14 protein-coding genes are annotated in these 15,604 nt (G+C 67.4%); 12 read left to right on the top strand and 2 right to left on the bottom strand.

Translation table 11 applies throughout. The annotated features are described in order from the left end of the window. Window positions 1–177: 177 nt before the first annotated feature. The gene (locus SPHPHY_RS0108420; RefSeq protein WP_022686243.1) at window positions 178–1,365 is read right to left on the bottom strand and encodes an MFS transporter; all 1,188 of its coding nucleotides are present in this window, start codon (window positions 1,363–1,365) and stop codon (window positions 178–180) included. A gap of 320 nt (window positions 1,366–1,685) precedes the next feature. Continuing rightward, window positions 1,686–2,891 (bottom strand): PQQ-dependent sugar dehydrogenase, encoded by a 1,206-nt coding sequence (locus tag SPHPHY_RS0108415; protein WP_022686242.1) that lies wholly within the window; start codon window positions 2,889–2,891, stop codon window positions 1,686–1,688. 194 nt (window positions 2,892–3,085) lie between these two features. On the opposite strand from SPHPHY_RS0108415, the gene rimP reads away from it, so the two are divergent. From rimP to pnp, 12 genes are all read left to right on the top strand, one after another. Next, entirely contained in the window at window positions 3,086–3,682 is a 597-nt protein-coding gene (gene rimP / locus SPHPHY_RS0108410) for a ribosome maturation protein RimP (RefSeq protein ID WP_028056653.1), read from the top strand. Next, window positions 3,682–5,400 carry a transcription termination factor NusA gene (gene nusA / locus SPHPHY_RS0108405; RefSeq protein WP_022686240.1) on the top strand — a complete coding sequence of 573 codons (1,719 nt, stop codon included), beginning with the start codon at window positions 3,682–3,684 and terminating at the stop codon, window positions 5,398–5,400. The genes rimP and nusA overlap by 1 nt, the downstream gene beginning before the upstream one ends. Further along, window positions 5,400–5,630, top strand: a complete 231-nt coding sequence (locus SPHPHY_RS0108400) for a tautomerase family protein (protein WP_022686239.1) — start codon at window positions 5,400–5,402, stop codon at window positions 5,628–5,630. The genes nusA and SPHPHY_RS0108400 overlap by 1 nt, the downstream gene beginning before the upstream one ends. Next, complete coding sequence (locus tag SPHPHY_RS0108395) at window positions 5,611–6,348, top strand: DUF448 domain-containing protein (RefSeq protein WP_022686238.1); 738 nt, start codon at window positions 5,611–5,613, stop codon at window positions 6,346–6,348. The genes SPHPHY_RS0108400 and SPHPHY_RS0108395 overlap by 20 nt, the downstream gene beginning before the upstream one ends. Then, a complete protein-coding gene (gene infB, locus SPHPHY_RS0108390) occupies window positions 6,345–9,146 on the top strand; it encodes a translation initiation factor IF-2 (protein ID WP_022686237.1) in 2,802 nt (933 codons plus the stop codon). The genes SPHPHY_RS0108395 and infB overlap by 4 nt, the downstream gene beginning before the upstream one ends. A gap of 356 nt (window positions 9,147–9,502) precedes the next feature. Continuing rightward, window positions 9,503–9,901 (top strand): 30S ribosome-binding factor RbfA, encoded by a 399-nt coding sequence (gene rbfA / locus SPHPHY_RS0108380; protein ID WP_028056651.1) that lies wholly within the window; start codon window positions 9,503–9,505, stop codon window positions 9,899–9,901. A gap of 97 nt (window positions 9,902–9,998) precedes the next feature. After that, window positions 9,999–10,325, top strand: a complete 327-nt coding sequence (locus tag SPHPHY_RS0108375) for a hypothetical protein (RefSeq protein WP_156025069.1) — start codon at window positions 9,999–10,001, stop codon at window positions 10,323–10,325. Further along, complete coding sequence (locus tag SPHPHY_RS0108370; RefSeq protein WP_022686233.1) at window positions 10,325–10,909, top strand: thymidine kinase; 585 nt, start codon at window positions 10,325–10,327, stop codon at window positions 10,907–10,909. Before SPHPHY_RS0108375 ends, SPHPHY_RS0108370 begins: the two co-directional genes overlap by 1 nt. A 109-nt stretch (window positions 10,910–11,018) precedes the next feature. Beyond that, window positions 11,019–11,711, top strand: a complete 693-nt coding sequence (locus SPHPHY_RS0108365) for a site-2 protease family protein (RefSeq protein ID WP_022686232.1) — start codon at window positions 11,019–11,021, stop codon at window positions 11,709–11,711. Beyond that, window positions 11,675–12,607, top strand: a complete 933-nt coding sequence (gene truB, locus SPHPHY_RS0108360; protein ID WP_051148291.1) for a tRNA pseudouridine(55) synthase TruB — start codon at window positions 11,675–11,677, stop codon at window positions 12,605–12,607. The genes SPHPHY_RS0108365 and truB overlap by 37 nt, the downstream gene beginning before the upstream one ends. A 24-nt stretch (window positions 12,608–12,631) precedes the next feature. Next, a complete protein-coding gene (gene rpsO, locus SPHPHY_RS0108355; protein ID WP_022686230.1) occupies window positions 12,632–12,901 on the top strand; it encodes a 30S ribosomal protein S15 in 270 nt (89 codons plus the stop codon). A gap of 197 nt (window positions 12,902–13,098) precedes the next feature. After that, a complete protein-coding gene (pnp, locus tag SPHPHY_RS0108350; RefSeq protein ID WP_022686229.1) occupies window positions 13,099–15,462 on the top strand; it encodes a polyribonucleotide nucleotidyltransferase in 2,364 nt (787 codons plus the stop codon). The last annotated feature ends 142 nt before the right edge of the window (window positions 15,463–15,604 follow it).

Below are 15,604 nucleotides of genomic sequence, written 5' to 3'. Positions count from 1 at the left end.
GCGCCCATTGCGAACCTAGCGAAGCGATCCAGCGTTCCGCACGACGCCGTGGATCGCTTCGCTATGACTGGTGGAGGGAGTGAAGCTCCCGGATCGTGGGAGCGCGGTTCGCCGAAACAGATCGGCAGTCTTCATTCGCGTGGATCTGCCGGCATTCAAGGCGCTGAATGTCGACCGTTAACGGGCGTCGGTGCGGCGCTGGAGCAGCCACGATGCCGCCAGCACGGCGAGCCCGCCGACCCCGAGCACGGCGCCGACCGGGCCGGTGGAGGTCCACCCCCAGCCGGCGGCGATCGCCATGCCGCCGAGCCATGGGCCAAGCGCGTTGGCGGTATTGAAGGCCGAATGGTTCAGCGCCGCCGCCAGCGACTGCGCATCCCCCGCCACATCCATCAGGCGGGTCTGGAGAACAGTACCGAGCGATCCGCCGATGCCGATCGCGACCATCGCCACCATCACCGTCGCGAGATGCTGCGCGGCGAGCGGCCATAGCAGCAGCGCGACGATGCTCCAGACCAGCACCGCTGCGGCAGTCGCCATCAGCGCACGATCGGCGAAGCGCGGGACGATCAGATTGCCCGCCGTCATCCCGACACCGAACGCGGCGAGTGCGAACGGCACCATCCGCGGGCCGACCTGCGTTACCGTCGCCATCGTATCGGCGAGGTAGGTGTAGACCGCGAACAGCCCACCGAACCCGATCGCGCCGACGCCGAGCGTCAGCCACACCTGCGGACGGCGCAGCGCGCGCAATTCCGACAAGGGGCTCGCCTGTGGATCGCCGCGGTCGCGCGGCACGAAATAAGCGACCAATGCGGCGGTGAGCGCGGCGAGCCCGGCAACGACCACGAAACACGACCGCCAGCCGAGCAGCTGCCCCATGAAGTTGGCGAGCGGCACCCCGACGATCGTCGCCACCGTCAGACCGAGCATCACGCGCGCGACCGCCTGCGTGCGCCGGCCCTGATCCACCAGTGCGGCGGCGACGAGCATCGCGATCCCGAAATATGCACCATGCGGCAGACCGGCGACGAAGCGGAAGAGCATCATCCAGCCGTAGCTGGGCGCCAGCGCCGACAGCCCGTTACCGAGCGCGAACAGCGTCATCAGCGCGATCAACAGATGCCGCCGCGCCATCCGCGCGCCGAGCACCGCCAATGTCGGCGCACCAACGACCACACCCAGCGCATAGGCGCTGATGACGTGACCGGCGGTCGGCGCGTCGACGTGGAGGTCGCGCGCCATGTCGGGGAGCAGGCTCATCGTCGCGAATTCGGTGGTTCCGATCGCGAACCCGCCGACGGCGAGCGACAAATGGATGAGGCCGACGGGCGCGGTCCGCACGTCGGCAGTGGCGGTGGCCATGCGCTTGTCCCCGATTTTATGCTTGCTCGTGCGAGCGGCCTAGCTGGCGATGCTGCGGTGCAGCGTCAAGGGTTTATCGGGGCTTGAGGACGTCGGCGACGCGAACCGCATCCGCGGGCGTCGTGAACGGGTTCCCATTCCTGAAGTGCCGATCGCGCCTGTCTCAGCGCTTGCGGGCAGCCGGGCTGCGGACCATGTTCGGGAGGGAGACCGGGTGTCCAGACCTCCCGGTCCTGACTCCACGACAGCCTCGCTGGATCGCCGCTTCGCCTCATCCGGGGGAGGTCAGAACCCGACATGCGGGACTTCGCTTGGTTCGGTCACGCCATCGGCGTCAGGCGCAACAACCGTCCTCGCGAGCTTCCGCCGTCCTCCAGCACATAGATCGCGCCGTCCGGTCCCTGCTCCACCTCGCGGATGCGCGCGTCGAGTGGCCATTGATCGCCCTTGCTCGCGTTCGTGCCGTTCAGGTCGACGCGCACCAGCGACTGCGACGACAGCCCGCCGATGAACGCATCACCCTTGAACTGCGGGAACAGGTCACCCGAATAGATCATAAGCCCGCCGGGCGAGATCACAGGATTCCACCACACCTTCGGCGCTTCATAGCCGTCGCCCGGCGCATGATCGGGGATGTCGGTGCCGTCGTAGTTGGAGCCGTTCGACACGTTCGGCCAACCATAATTGCGGCTAGGGAGGATCAGGTTGACCTCGTCCCCGCCCTTCGGCCCCATCTCCTGCTCCCACAGGTTGCCGGCCGGGTCGAACGCGATGCCTAGCAGGTTGCGGTGGCCGTAACTCCACACCTCCGGCAGGAAGCCCTGCGCCGCCAGCGGGTTGTTCGCCGCCGGCTTGCCGTCCGGCGTCAGGCGCAGCACCTTGCCCAGCGAGCCGGACTTATCCTGTGCGGGCGTGAACTTCTGCCGCTCGCCATTGGTGAAAAACAGATACTGACCGTCCGGCGAGAAGGCGATGCGCCCCGAATAATGGCCGTCGCCGGTCACGAGCGGCGTCGCACGGTAGAGCGTCTCGATCCCGGTCAGTTGCTCGTCACCGGTCACGCCCGACAATGTGCCGCGTGCGAGCACGACGCCCTTGCCGCCTTGCCCGGCCGCCGAATAGCTGAAGTAGACACGCTTGCTGGTCGCGAAATCCGGCGCGAGCACCACGTCCATCAACCCGCCCTGTCCGGCCGAGTCGACCGCGACGGTCGCGATCGTCCGCCGTGCGGCGCCATCGGCGGCGACCAGCAGCATCTGCCCGGCCTTCTCCGTCACCAGCATCCGCCGATCGGGCAGGAACGTCATCGCCCACGGCGCGTCGAAATCCGCGATCGCCGCGCTGGCGAACGGCGTGCCGGCGACCGGCGTACCGGCCGGCAGCGGCGAAGGCGCCGGCGTCGGGGTGATGGCGGGCGCAGGGGCGACGGGCGCTTCGGCCACCGGCTGGGTCGCCGCCGAGTCCTCGCCGTTGCACGCAGCGGCGGCAGTCAGGGCGATGGCCGCGAAGGCAAGACGATGGAACACGCGGACTCTCCTGGCTTCGTGCGATTTCCACTCAAATCCCGCAGTCGCGCGCATTGTTCCGCTCCGCCCGGCAACGCGCTTGCGAGTTGGCGGGGGTGGCGCTATATGGACGGTGCTTTCTCTTACATCGCGAGGTGCAAGGGGCTGCGGGGCTTGCTCCGCGGCGGCAAGAAACGCATGTGCGGAAAGTGCATTTGAACGACATCACTCCCCTCGTCCGCTTGATCGAGCCAGAAGCCGACGCGCTCGGCTTCGCGCTGGTGCGCGTCCGCCTGTTCGGCGCCAGGTCCGGCAAGGGGGATGACGAGCGCACGCTGCAGATCATGGCCGAGCGCCCCGACACCCGCCAGCTGACGATCGACGACTGCGCCGCGTTGTCGCGCCGCGTGTCGGAGAAGCTCGACGCGCTGGAGGAAGCCGGCCAGGACCCGATCGAGGGCGCCTACCGGCTCGAGGTTTCGTCGCCGGGCATCGACCGTCCGCTGACGCGTCATGAGGATTTCACCGATTGGGCCGGGCATGAGGCGCGCATCGTCCTGACCGAGCAGGTCGACGGGCAGAAGCAGTTCAAGGGCGACCTTGAGGGCATCGATGCCGACGGGCTTATCGCGATCCGCCACCCGCGCACGGGCGTGCTGGCGCAGGTGCCGTTCGCGCTGATCGCCGATGCCAAGCTGGTGCTGACCGATCGATTGATCGACGCCACCGTCCCGCTCTCGATGGAGGGCGCGGAAGAAGAGATTAACGACACCTCCGCGGATGCGGAAGGCGAAGAAGAGGAACTCCACTGATGGCCACCGGCGTCACCGCAAATCGTGCGGAGCTGATCGCGATCGCCAATTCGGTCGCTTCGGAGAAGATGATCGACAAGGCGATCGTCATCGAGGCGATGGAGGATGCGATCCAGCGCGCCGCGCGGACCCGCTATGGCCAGGAAATGGACATCCGCGCCAAGCTGGACGCCAACAACGGCGACCTGCGCCTGTGGCGTGTGGTCGAGGTGGTCGAGCAGGTCGACGACATCTACAAGCAGGTCGACGTCGATGGCGCGCAGAAGCTGCAGCCGGGCGCGACCGTCGGCGACTATCTGGTCGATCCGCTGCCCCCGATCGAGTTCGGGCGCATCCAGGCGCAGGCCGCCAAGCAGACGATCTTCCAGAAGGTCCGCGACGCCGAGCGCGAGCGCCAGTATGAGGAATTCAAGGAGCGCGCCGGCGAGATCATCACCGGCGTGGTCAAGCGGGTCGAGTTCGGACACATCGTCGTCGACCTCGGTCGCGCCGAAGGCGTGATCCGCCGCGACGCGCAGATCCCGCGCGAAGTGGTGCGTGTCAACGATCGCATCCGTTCGCTGATCCTGAAGGTGGTGCGCGAGAACCGCGGGCCGCAGATCTTCCTCAGCCGCGCGCACCCCGACTTCATGAAGAAGCTGTTCGCGCAGGAAGTGCCGGAGATCTACGACGGCATCATCGAGATCAAGGCCGCCGCGCGCGATCCGGGCAGCCGCGCCAAGATCGGCGTCATCAGCCACGACAGCTCGATCGACCCGGTCGGCGCATGCGTCGGCATGAAGGGCAGCCGCGTGCAGGCCGTCGTGCAGGAGATGCAGGGCGAGAAGATCGATATCATCCCCTGGTCGCCGGACACCGCGACCTTCGTCGTCAACGCGCTCCAGCCGGCCAATGTCGCACGCGTGGTGATCGACGAGGAAGAGGACCGCATCGAGGTGGTGGTGCCTGACGACCAGCTGTCGCTGGCGATCGGTCGCCGTGGCCAGAACGTCCGCCTCGCCAGTCAGTTGACCGCCAAGGCGATCGACATCCTGACCGAGACCGACGCCAGCGAGAAGCGTCAGCAGGAGTTCGTCAAGAATTCCGATACCTTCCAGAACGAACTGGACGTCGACGAGACGCTGGCGCAGCTGCTGGTGGCCGAAGGCTTCGGCGCGCTGGAAGAGGTCGCCTATGTCGAGCTGGACGAACTGGCCGGGATCGAGGGCTTCGACGAGGATCTCGCGCAGGAGCTGCAAAGCCGTGCGCAGGAAGCGCTGGATCGCCGCGAGCAGGCCAACCGCGAGGAGCGTCGCGCGCTGGGCGTCGAGGACGCGTTGGCCGAGCTGCCGTACCTGACCGAGGCGATGCTGGTGACGCTGGGCAAGAAGGGCATCAAGACGCTCGACGACCTCGCCGATCTGGCGACCGACGAGCTGGTCGAGAAGAAGCGCCCCGAGCCGCGCCGCCGCAACGACGACGCGCCACGCCGCAACGATCGCCCCGAGAACAAGGGCGGCGTGCTGGGCGAGTATGGCCTGACCGACGATCAGGGCAACGAGATCATCATGGCCGCGCGCGCGCACTGGTTCGACGACGAGCCCACCGCGGTCTCGCCGGCTGTCGTGGAGGACGTCGCCGAGGAAGCGACCGACACGGAGCCAACCGATGGAGACGCATCCACGGAGGACGCACCGGCCGACGCCGCGGCCGATGACGAAAAGGCGGAGCAGGCCTGATGCCGTTCGTATCGATCCGACTGGCGGGCGCGGCGACGCGCGAGCAGAAGGCGGGGATCGTGGCCGACGTCACGTCCTCGCTCGTCGCGCGGCTGGGCAAGAACCCGGCCGCGGTGCAGATCGTGATCGAGGAAGTTTCGACCGAGAATTACGGGGCCGGCGGTCAATTGATCGCCGACCGCGATGCGGCCAGCACACGGGGAGACGCACATGCGGACCCCCAGCGATGAGACGCTGACCGCTACCCCCGAGCGTTCCTGCATCCTAACCCGCGAGCGCGCATCGCCCGCCGCACTCGTGCGGCTGGCGCTGGCGCCGGACGGGCGCGTGCTGCCGGACGTGCGGGCGAAAGCGCCGGGGCGTGGAGCATGGATCGGCGTCGATCGCGCGAGCCTCGAACAGGCACTCGCCAAGGGCAAGCTGCGCGGCGCACTTGCGCGCGCATTCAAGACCGGCGAGTTCACCGTCTCGGACGAGCTGCCGGCGCTGATCGAGGCGGCGCTGGAGCGCAACGCGCTCGACCGGCTCGGGCTGGAATCGCGCGGCGGGTCGGTGCTGACCGGCTCGGAGCGGATCGAGACCGCCGCGCGTTCGGGCAAGCTTCACGCGCTGTATCACGCCGCGGACGCGTCCGACGACGGCCGGCGCAAGCTGGCCCAGGCATGGCGCGTCGGCACCGATCGCGAAGGATCTGACCTCAGGGGCTTGGCACTGCCGGTGGCGCGTCCCATATTGTCGTTAGCGCTGGGCCGCGAGAATGTGGTACATGTCGGCGTCATCGACCGCGCGGCGGCCAAACGACTCAGCGAAGCGCTCGATCGTTGGCTGCACTTTATCGGCCCTGATCTGAACACCGCACCTTGCGCTACGGCCGCGCAAGGCGCATCGGCGCCCGGCATCGCCGGGACGACCGCACCGGCCGTGAGACTGCACGAGGAATTTGAGTGAGCGAGACCGACAACGACAAGCCGAAACTCGGAATGCGTCAGCCATTGGGGCTGAAGCGCACGGTCGAGACCGGCAAGGTGAAGCAGAGCTTCAGCCACGGCCGTAGCAATACGGTGGTGGTCGAGGTGAAGCGTCGCCGCGTACTCGGTCCGCAGGGGGGCGCACCGGAAGCCGCCCCCGCCCCGACGCCCGAGCCTGCGGCACCCGTCGCCGTAGCGCCGGCGCGCCCCGCGCCGCGCCCGCCGGTCTCCAACGAGTCCGCGCAGGAGCGCCAGGCGCGAATGCTGCGCGAAGCCGAGGACCAGCGGATGCACACGCTGGAGGAATCGCGTCGCCGCGAGGACGCCGAGCGTCAGCGCGCGGCCGACGAAGAGCGTCGCCGCGTCGAGGACCGTGCGCGCGCCGAGGCCGAAGCGTCCAAACCGTCCGAGCCGGCGCCGACGCCCGCCCCTGCTCCGGTCGCACCGGACCCGGTCGCCGAACAACCTGCGCCGACGCCGGTCGTCGCGGCACCCACGCCTGCGCCGACCCCGGCCCCGGCACCGGCGGTAGAGCCAGCACCTGCGCCGACGCCTGCGCCGGTTGCGAAGGCACCGACGCCGAAGCCGGCGTTGACGCCGCGCCCGATCGCTGCCGCACCGACCCCGCCGCCGGCACCGGTCGAGCTGGGCCGCGATCCTTCGATGCCGGCCCCTCGCCGCTTCTCACCGGTTGCGCGGCCCGAGATCCCGAAGCCGCAGCCCAAGCCCGAGCCGAAGGCAGCTCCTGCCCCTACAACGGCTGCGACGGCGTCGCCGTCGGCCGCGGGTGGCAGCAACGCGACGCGCGGTTTGCCGAGCGGTCAGGCGACCCCGCGCAACAACACCCCGGCGCGTCCGCAGCAGCGCGACCGCAAGGGTGACGAGCGTCGTGGCGGCAAGCTGACGGTCAATCGCGCGCTGAACGAAGATGGCGCCCGCGCGCGCAGCCTCGCGGCGCTGAAGCGTGCCCGCGAGAAGGAGAAGCGTGGCTTCGGTGGTCCGCGCGAGCCGCAGGCCAAACAGGTCCGCGACGTGCAGGTGCCGGAAGCGATCACCGTGCAGGAACTCGCGAACCGCATGGCGGAGCGTGGCGCCGACCTGGTCAAGACGCTGTTCAAGATGGGTATGCCCGTCACGATGACGCAGACGATCGACCAGGACACCGCCGAGTTGCTGGTGACCGAATTCGGCCACAACATCGTTCGCGTGTCCGATTCCGACATCGATCTGGTGATGGACACGACCGAGGATGCGGAGGACACGCTCCAGTCGCGTCCGCCGGTCGTGACGATCATGGGCCATGTCGACCACGGCAAGACCAGCCTGCTGGACGCGTTGCGCGGCACCGACGTGGTGCGCGGCGAAGCCGGCGGCATTACGCAGCACATCGGCGCCTATCAGGTGACGTTGAAGGACAAGTCGAAGATCACCTTCCTCGACACGCCGGGCCACGAGGCGTTCACCGCCATGCGTGCCCGCGGTGCCGACGTCACGGATATCGTGGTGCTGGTGGTCGCGGCCGACGACGGACTGATGCCGCAGACGATCGAGGCGATCAACCACACCAAGGCGGCAGGCAAGCCGATGATCGTGGCGATCAACAAGATCGACAAGCACGATGCGAACCCGCAGCGGGTGCGCGAGCGCCTGCTCGAGCACAACATCCAGGTCGAGATGATGGGCGGCGAGACGCAGGACGTCGAGGTATCCGCGCTGAAGAAGACCGGTCTGGACGAGCTGATCGAGAAGATCCAGCTGCAAGCCGAGCTGCTCGACCTGACCGCCAACCCGGATCGCCCTGCCGAAGGCAGCGTGATCGAGGCGAAGCTGGACAAGGGCCGCGGGCCCGTTGCCACGGTGCTGGTCACGCGCGGCACGCTGAAGGTCGGCGACGTGTTCGTCGTCGGTGCGGAGAGCGGCAAGGTCCGTGCGCTGGTCGACGACAAGGGACGTCAGCTGAAGCAGGCGGGTCCGTCGGTGCCGGTCGAGGTGCTGGGTCTGTCGGGTACGCCATCGGCGGGCGACCAGTTGCAGGTCGTCGAGAACGAGCAGCGCGCCCGTGAGGTGGCGGAATATCGCCAGAGCGTGGTGCTCGCCAAGCGCACGACGACTGCGCCGACCAGCCTCGAGAACATGTTCTCGGCGTTGCGGGCCAATGCGGCGATCGAATATCCGCTGGTGGTGAAGGCCGATACGCAAGGTACGGTCGAGGCGATCGTGGCATCGATCAACAAGATCTCGACGGATCTCATCAAGGCGCGGGTGCTGCACTCGGGCGTCGGCGGGATTACCGAGAGCGACGTGACGCTGGCGGGTGCCAGCGGCGCGCCGATCATCGGCTTCCACGTCCGTGCGAACGCCAAGGCACGCGAGATTGCCGAGCGGCAGAAGGTGGCGTTGAAATATTACGATGTCATCTATGACCTGATCGACGAGATCCGCGCCGGCATGGCGGGCGAGCTCGGACCGGAGGCGTTCGAGACGGTGGTCGGGCGTGCGGAAATCCGCGAGGTCTTCTCGGCGGGCAAGCACGGCAAGGCTGCCGGTCTGCTGGTCACCGAGGGTGTCATCCGCAAGGCACTCAAGGCACGTATCACGCGCAACGACGTTATCATCTACAGCGGCGAGATCGCCTCGCTGCGGCGCTTCAAGGACGACGTGCCCGAAGTGCGCGCCGGTCTTGAGTGCGGCGTCACCTTCACGCAGAACTTCACCGACATTCGTGCCGGTGACTATCTCGAAACGTTCGAGGTCGAGCTGCGCGAACGTACGCTGTAATAAGGGATGACGGGGCCAGTTACGGGATTGCCGGTCGTGCGCAGCTTCGACGAAGCGCGCGCGACCGGAACGTCCGCCTCAAACGTTTGCGGCCGTGGCCCGGTGTTCGGACGCCGGGTCCAGTTGGAGATGAAGGGGGGTGCGAACGTTCGCTCATTTCATTTCATTTCACACCTCGGCGCGTCGGTACGCATCATATGCGCCGACGCACCTGACCATGTAGCGGCGATACGCGCGGAGCGGCACAGGCACATGCGTCCGGCGGTTCCTGCTTCCGCCGGCCACGCGCCGGAGCGCGCCGCCTTCCCCGTTTCGCAGTTGGGCGACCTTCTTCATCCCTATCGATGGTGCGGACGATGAGTGAGCAGCATGGCGAACGGTCGGTGCGCACGCTGCGCGTCGGCGAACAGGTGCGGCACATCCTGTCGGAGATACTTCAGCGCGGCGACGTCCACGACGAGACGCTCGCCAACCACATGGTGAGCATCACGGAGGTGCGCATGTCTCCCGACCTGCGCCACGCGACCGCATTCGTGAAGCCGTTGCTCGGCAAGGACGAGGAGGCGGTGCTCAAGGCATTGCGCACCAACACCGCGTATCTTCAGCGTGAAGTCGCCGCCCGCGTGAAGATGAAATATGCAGCGCGACTGAAGTTTTTGCCGGACCAAAGCTTCGACGTGGGCAGTCACATCGACGCGCTGCTGCGGCGCCCCGAAGTCGCACGCGATCTGGGCGAGACCACGAGCGAAGATTGACCGTCGCACCGGTAAAATGCATCGTGCCGGCATGGGCGCGCGTACAACCCTCTCGGCATGCGTGATCCTTCGTTCCGCGAGCGTGAAAGGCGGGCGGTTGGCGAAGCAGCGCACGGCGCGCGTCCGTGAACTGGTTGCCACCGGTCGCGGCTCGCGCGACTGCGCCTGCGCCCTCCGGTCGCGCGACGGTTTCAATCATCGCGGGATCGTCGATCCGTTCGAAGCGCTGGGCGATCGTCCTACGCTGCCGGTGCTGCCTGGGGCACGCGTCCGCCGGGCGTCGGGACGCGATCGGATGGCCGGCGACATCGCGGACCTGCATCTCGCAGCCGCAGAGCCGGCGGCCGGCTTCGCCACTTTCGAGGGCGGCATCGTAGCCGTGGCGGGGATAGGCAGCCCGCCCGTCATCGAGACATTCGCCTGATGGCCAAGCTCTATTTCTACTACGCCAGCATGAACGCCGGCAAATCGACCAACCTGCTCCAGGCCGACTTCAACTATCGCGAGCGCGGCATGGCGACGATGCTGTTCACCGCCGCGGTCGACGATCGTTTTGCCGCGGGGACGATCGCGTCGCGGATCGGGCTCTCCGCACCCGCGACGATATTCGATTCCGCGACCGACCTGTGGGCGTTAGCGCGCGAGCGCCATGCACGCACGCCGCTTGCCTGCGTGCTGGTGGACGAGGCGCAATTCCTGACGGCTGTCCAGGTCGACCAGCTTGCATCGCTTGCCGACGAGGCGGGCATTCCCGTGCTTGCCTATGGCTTGCGCACCGATTTTCGCGGGGCGTTGTTCGAGGGCTCGGCACGGTTGCTGGCGCTCGCGGACTCGCTGGTAGAGATCAAGTCGGTTTGTGCGTGCGGGCGCAAGGCGACGATGAACCTGCGCGTGGATGGCGCGGGCCGCCCGGTGGCGGAGGGGCGGCAGACCGAGATCGGCGGGAATGATCGCTATGTCGCGCTGTGCCGACGGCACTTCGGCGAGGCGTTTCATGCACTTGCGTGATGTCGATTGCGGCGCGCACTGCGCGGAGCGGTTCCGCGTTCGCCAGATCACCGACGGGCGTCGCCAAGCCACCTAGCCACGCCCCCGCCCCCGCCCTATCTGCGACGGTATGAACCCTGACGGCATCATCTGGTCAGCGGCGATCTGGATCATCCCGCTCGTCGTCGCGATCGTCTTTCACGAGGTCGCGCATGGCCTCGCGGCGCGCGCGCTGGGTGATCCGACTGCGCAGGAGCAGCGGCGGCTGTCGCTGAACCCTCTACGCCACGTCGATCCGGTCGGCACCGTGATCCTCCCGCTGCTGCTCGCGATCGCCAAGGCGCCGGTGTTCGGCTGGGCCAAACCGGTGCCGGTGGACGCGCGCCGCCTGCCCCACCCGCGCCGCGACATGATGCTGGTGGCGCTCGCCGGGCCGGGCTCGAACCTCGTTCTTGCTGCAATCGGGGCGGTGCTGCTGGGGCTGTTCACGCGCGACATCTACGGCGTCGCGCCGGGCAGCGTGTCGGCCTTCGTCGGCGCCAACCTGCTCAACTTCGTGATCATCAACGTCTTCCTCGCGATCTTCAACCTCATCCCGCTGCCACCGTTCGACGGCGGGCATGTCGTCGCCGGGTTGCTGCCCGAGCGGCTGGCGCAGCGTTGGGACGGGTTGGCGCGGTTCGGATTTCCGCTGTTGATCGTGCTGCTGCTGGTCCTGCCATCGCTGGTGCCCGGCGCGAACATCGTCCAGCGGCTGGTCGCCCCGCCGGCGCAGGCGGTGGCGCAATGGTATCTGTCGCTCGCCGGTGCGATCGGAGGGTGAGCGTGCACGGATGGCTGATCCTCGACAAGCCGCTCGGGCTCGGCTCGACGCAGGGTGTTTCCGCAGTGAAGCGCGCGCTGCGGAACGGCGGCTACGGCAAGGCGAAGGTCGGGCACGGCGGCACGCTTGATCCGCTCGCGACCGGGGTGCTGCCGATTGCGATCGGCGAGGCGACGAAGCTGGCCGGGCGGATGCTCGACAGCGACAAGGTCTATGATTTCACGATCCGTTTCGGCGAACAGACCGACACGCTCGATCGCGAAGGCGCGGTGATCGCGACCAGCGACATACGCCCGACCGCCGCCGCGCTGGCGGCGGTGCTCGCGCGCTTCACCGGCCCGATCGCGCAGGTGCCTCCGGCCTATTCGGCGTTGAAGGTCGACGGGCAACGCGCCTACGATCTCGCACGTGCCGGCGAGGACGTGGTGCTGGCGACCCGCGACGTGACGGTGCACGCGCTCGACATGGCAGGGAAACCAGATAACGGTGCGCTGGAGGAGGCCATGCTGAGCACGCACGTTAGCAAGGGCACCTATATCCGCAGCCTCGCGCGCGACATCGCGCTGGCGCTCGGCACGGTCGGCCACGTCACCTACCTGCGCCGCACTAAGGCGGGTCCGTTCGACCTTGCGCAGGCGATTACGCTGGACAAACTGGACGAAGTCGCTAAGGCGCGCAGCCTTGAACACTTTCTCCTGCCCTTGGGCGCAGGGCTGGACGACATCCCGGCTCTCGCGCTCGTTCCCGACCAGGCAGGGGCGCTCCGACAGGGGCGTGTGCTGGCCGGGATCGCCGCCGACGACGGTCAGGCCTTTGCCATGCTGGACGGGACGCCCGTCGCGCTGGTGGAGGTGGAAGACGGTTTCGTTCGGGTCGTCCGCGGCTTCAACCTGTAACATACGGATGTCGAAGGAAGATACATGACGATCACCGCAGAACGCCGCCAGGAAGTCATCAAGGACCATGCACGCGCCGAAGGCGACACGGGTTCGCCCGAGGTCCAGGTCGCGATCCTGACGGAGCGGATCAAGAACCTGACCGAGCACTTCAAGGGCCACGCCAAGGACAACCACTCCCGCCGCGGTCTGCTGATGATGGTCAACAAGCGGCGTTCGCTGCTGGACTATCTCCGCAAGAAGGACGGTGACCGCTACGTGGCGCTCATCGCGAAGCTCGGCCTCCGCAAGTGACATAAAGGCGCCGCAAGGCGCCTTTATTGCATTCCGAACCCCGGTTCGGATTCCAGCGATCAAGGGCGCGACCGCGCCCGCCCCGGCCCGCTGGAGCCGGGATGGAAGAGAAGGCAATACGGCCTGATCTTCCCGGGCCACCATCGGCCCGTACGCAGGCCCCCCGCGCATCGGGTGCGGGGAGTGAAGGAAAACATATGTTCGATACCAAGAAGGTAGAAATCCAGTGGGGCGGCAAGACGCTGACCCTGGAGACGGGCCGCGTCGCCCGCCAGGCCGACGGCGCAGTGCTCGCCACGCTCGGCGAAACGGTGGTGCTGTGCGCGGTGACCGCTGCCAAGAACGTGAAGGAAGGGCAGGATTTCTTCCCGCTCACCGTTCACTATCAGGAGAAGTTCTCCGCCAGCGGCCGCATCCCCGGCGGCTTCTTCAAGCGCGAGCGTGGCGCGACCGAGCGTGAGACGCTGGTCAGCCGCCTGATCGATCGTCCGATCCGCCCGCTGTTCCCCGAGGGTTTCTACAACGAGATCAACTGCATCGCGCAGGTGATGTCGTATGACGGCGAAAACGAGCCGGATCTGCTGGCGATGATCGCGGCGTCGGCGGCGATGACGCTGTCGGGCGTGCCGTTCATGGGCCCGATCGGCGCGGCGCGCGTCGGCTACCAGGATGGCGAATATATCCTGAACCCGTCCGACACGCAGGTCGCCGAGGGCGAACTGGACCTGATGGTCGCCGCTACCCACGACGCGGTGATGATGGTCGAGTCGGAAGCGAAGGAGCTGTCCGAGGACGTGATGCTGGGCGCGGTGATGTTCGCGCACAAGGCGTCGCAGGACATCATCAACGCGATCATCGACCTGGCCGAGCAGGCCGCCAAGGAGCCGTGGGAGCTGAAGGTCCAGGCCGACAAGGCGGACGTGAAGGCCAAGCTGAAGAAGCTTATCGGCAAGGACCTGGAGGCGGCCTACAAGCTGACCGACAAGCAGGCGCGCCAGACCGCGATCAACGACGCGCGTGCCAAGGCGCGCGACGGCATGGCCGACCTGAAGGACAGCGATCCGCAGGCGTATCTCGCCAGCCTGAAGCTGGTGAAGAAGCTGGAAGCGGACATCGTCCGCGGTGCGATCCTGAAGACCGGTCGCCGCATCGACGGGCGCGACACCAAGACGGTGCGCCCGATCGCGTCGGAAGTGCACTTCCTGCCGCGTGCGCACGGCTCGGCGCTGTTCACCCGCGGCGAGACGCAGACCATCGCCACCACCACGCTGGGCACGCGCGACGCGGAACAGATGATCGACGGCCTGAACGGCCTGTCGTACCAGCACTTCATGCTCCACTATAACTTCCCGCCCTATTCGGTCGGCGAAGTGGGCCGCTTCGGCGCGCCGGGTCGTCGCGAAGTCGGCCACGGCAAGCTGGCATGGCGCGCGCTGCACCCGGTGCTGCCGACGAAGGAAGAGTTCCCTTACACGATCCGCGTGACCAGCGACATCACGGAGAGCAACGGCTCGTCGTCGATGGCGACGGTGTGCGGCGGTTCGTTGTCGATGATGGATGCCGGCGTGCCGCTGAAGCGCCCGGTCTCGGGCATCGCGATGGGCCTGATCCTGGAAGGCAAGGACTTCGCCGTCCTGTCCGACATCCTGGGCGACGAGGATCACCTCGGCGACATGGACTTCAAGGTGGCCGGCACCAGCGAGGGTATCACCGCGCTGCAGATGGACATCAAGATTTCCGGCATCACCGAGGAGATCATGAAGGTCGCGCTGGCGCAGGCGCATGAGGGCCGCGCGCACATCCTGGCCGAAATGGCAAAGGCATTGGGCGAGACCCGCAACGAATTGTCGGCGCACGCGCCGCGGATCGAGACCTTCACGATCGACAAGTCGAAGATCCGCGAAGTCATCGGGACCGGCGGCAAGGTGATCCGTGAGATCGTCGCCACCACCGGCGCCAAGGTCGATATCGACGACGAGGGCGTCATCAAGGTGTCGTCGTCGGATCACGCGCAGATCGAAGCCGCGATCAAGTGGATCAAGGGGCTGGTCGAAGAGGCCGAGGTCGGCAAGGTCTATGACGGCAAGGTCGTCAACATCGTCGACTTCGGTGCGTTCGTGAACTTCATGGGTGGCAAGGACGGTCTCGTCCATGTCAGCGAAATGAAGAACGAGCGTGTCGAGAAGCCGGGCGACGTCGTGTCCGAAGGGCAGGCCGTGAAGGTCAAGGTCCTCGAGATCGATCCGCGCGGCAAGGTCCGCCTGTCGATGCGCGTGGTCGACCAGGAAACCGGCGCCGAGCTGGAAGACACCCGCCCGGCGCGCGAGCCGCGCGAGGGTGGCGACCGCGGCCCGCGTGGCCCGCGTCGTGACGGTGGTGGCCGCGACGGCGGTGGCCGTGGTGGTGAACGCGGTGGCGACCGTGGGGGTGATCGCGGCGGCGACCGTGGTGGCGATCGTGGCCCGCGCCGCGAAGGCCGCGGCCCGCGTCGCGAAGGCGGCAAGGACGAGGGCGATGCGCCCGCGTTCGCGCCTGCCTTTCTGACCAACGATCGCGATTGATCGCGTCTTCGCCGACGTGAAAGGGGCTCCGGCAGCGATGCCGGAGCCCTTCTCATTCGTGATGATCGGAGTGGCCCGTGTTTCGCAGCGTAGCGTCCGTGCGGACGGTCGATACGCGCGAGTAATCATGGCTTAAAGGTGT

Source organism: Sphingomonas phyllosphaerae 5.2, assembly GCF_000419605.1.
GTDB classification, from domain to species: Bacteria; Pseudomonadota; Alphaproteobacteria; order Sphingomonadales; family Sphingomonadaceae; genus Sphingomonas; species Sphingomonas phyllosphaerae_B.
This window is presented reverse-complemented; position numbering and strand designations above follow the sequence as displayed.

Bases quoted from the DNA above. Each gene is read 5' to 3' on its own strand.
- rbfA (WP_028056651.1), top strand. From the start codon at position 9,503: ATGAGTGAGCAGCATGGCGAACGGTCGGTGCGCACGCTGCGCGTCGGC.
- SPHPHY_RS0108395 (WP_022686238.1), top strand. From the start codon at position 5,611: ATGCGGACCCCCAGCGATGAGACGCTGACCGCTACCCCCGAGCGTTCC.
- SPHPHY_RS0108370 (WP_022686233.1), top strand. From the start codon at position 10,325: ATGGCCAAGCTCTATTTCTACTACGCCAGCATGAACGCCGGCAAATCG.
- SPHPHY_RS0108365 (WP_022686232.1), top strand. From the start codon at position 11,019: ATGAACCCTGACGGCATCATCTGGTCAGCGGCGATCTGGATCATCCCG.
- rpsO (WP_022686230.1), top strand. From the start codon at position 12,632: ATGACGATCACCGCAGAACGCCGCCAGGAAGTCATCAAGGACCATGCA.
- truB (WP_051148291.1), top strand. From the start codon at position 11,675: ATGGTATCTGTCGCTCGCCGGTGCGATCGGAGGGTGAGCGTGCACGGA.
- nusA (WP_022686240.1), top strand. From the start codon at position 3,682: ATGGCCACCGGCGTCACCGCAAATCGTGCGGAGCTGATCGCGATCGCC.
- pnp (WP_022686229.1), top strand. From the start codon at position 13,099: ATGTTCGATACCAAGAAGGTAGAAATCCAGTGGGGCGGCAAGACGCTG.
- SPHPHY_RS0108400 (WP_022686239.1), top strand. From the start codon at position 5,400: ATGCCGTTCGTATCGATCCGACTGGCGGGCGCGGCGACGCGCGAGCAG.
- SPHPHY_RS0108420 (WP_022686243.1), bottom strand. From the start codon at position 1,365: ATGGCCACCGCCACTGCCGACGTGCGGACCGCGCCCGTCGGCCTCATC.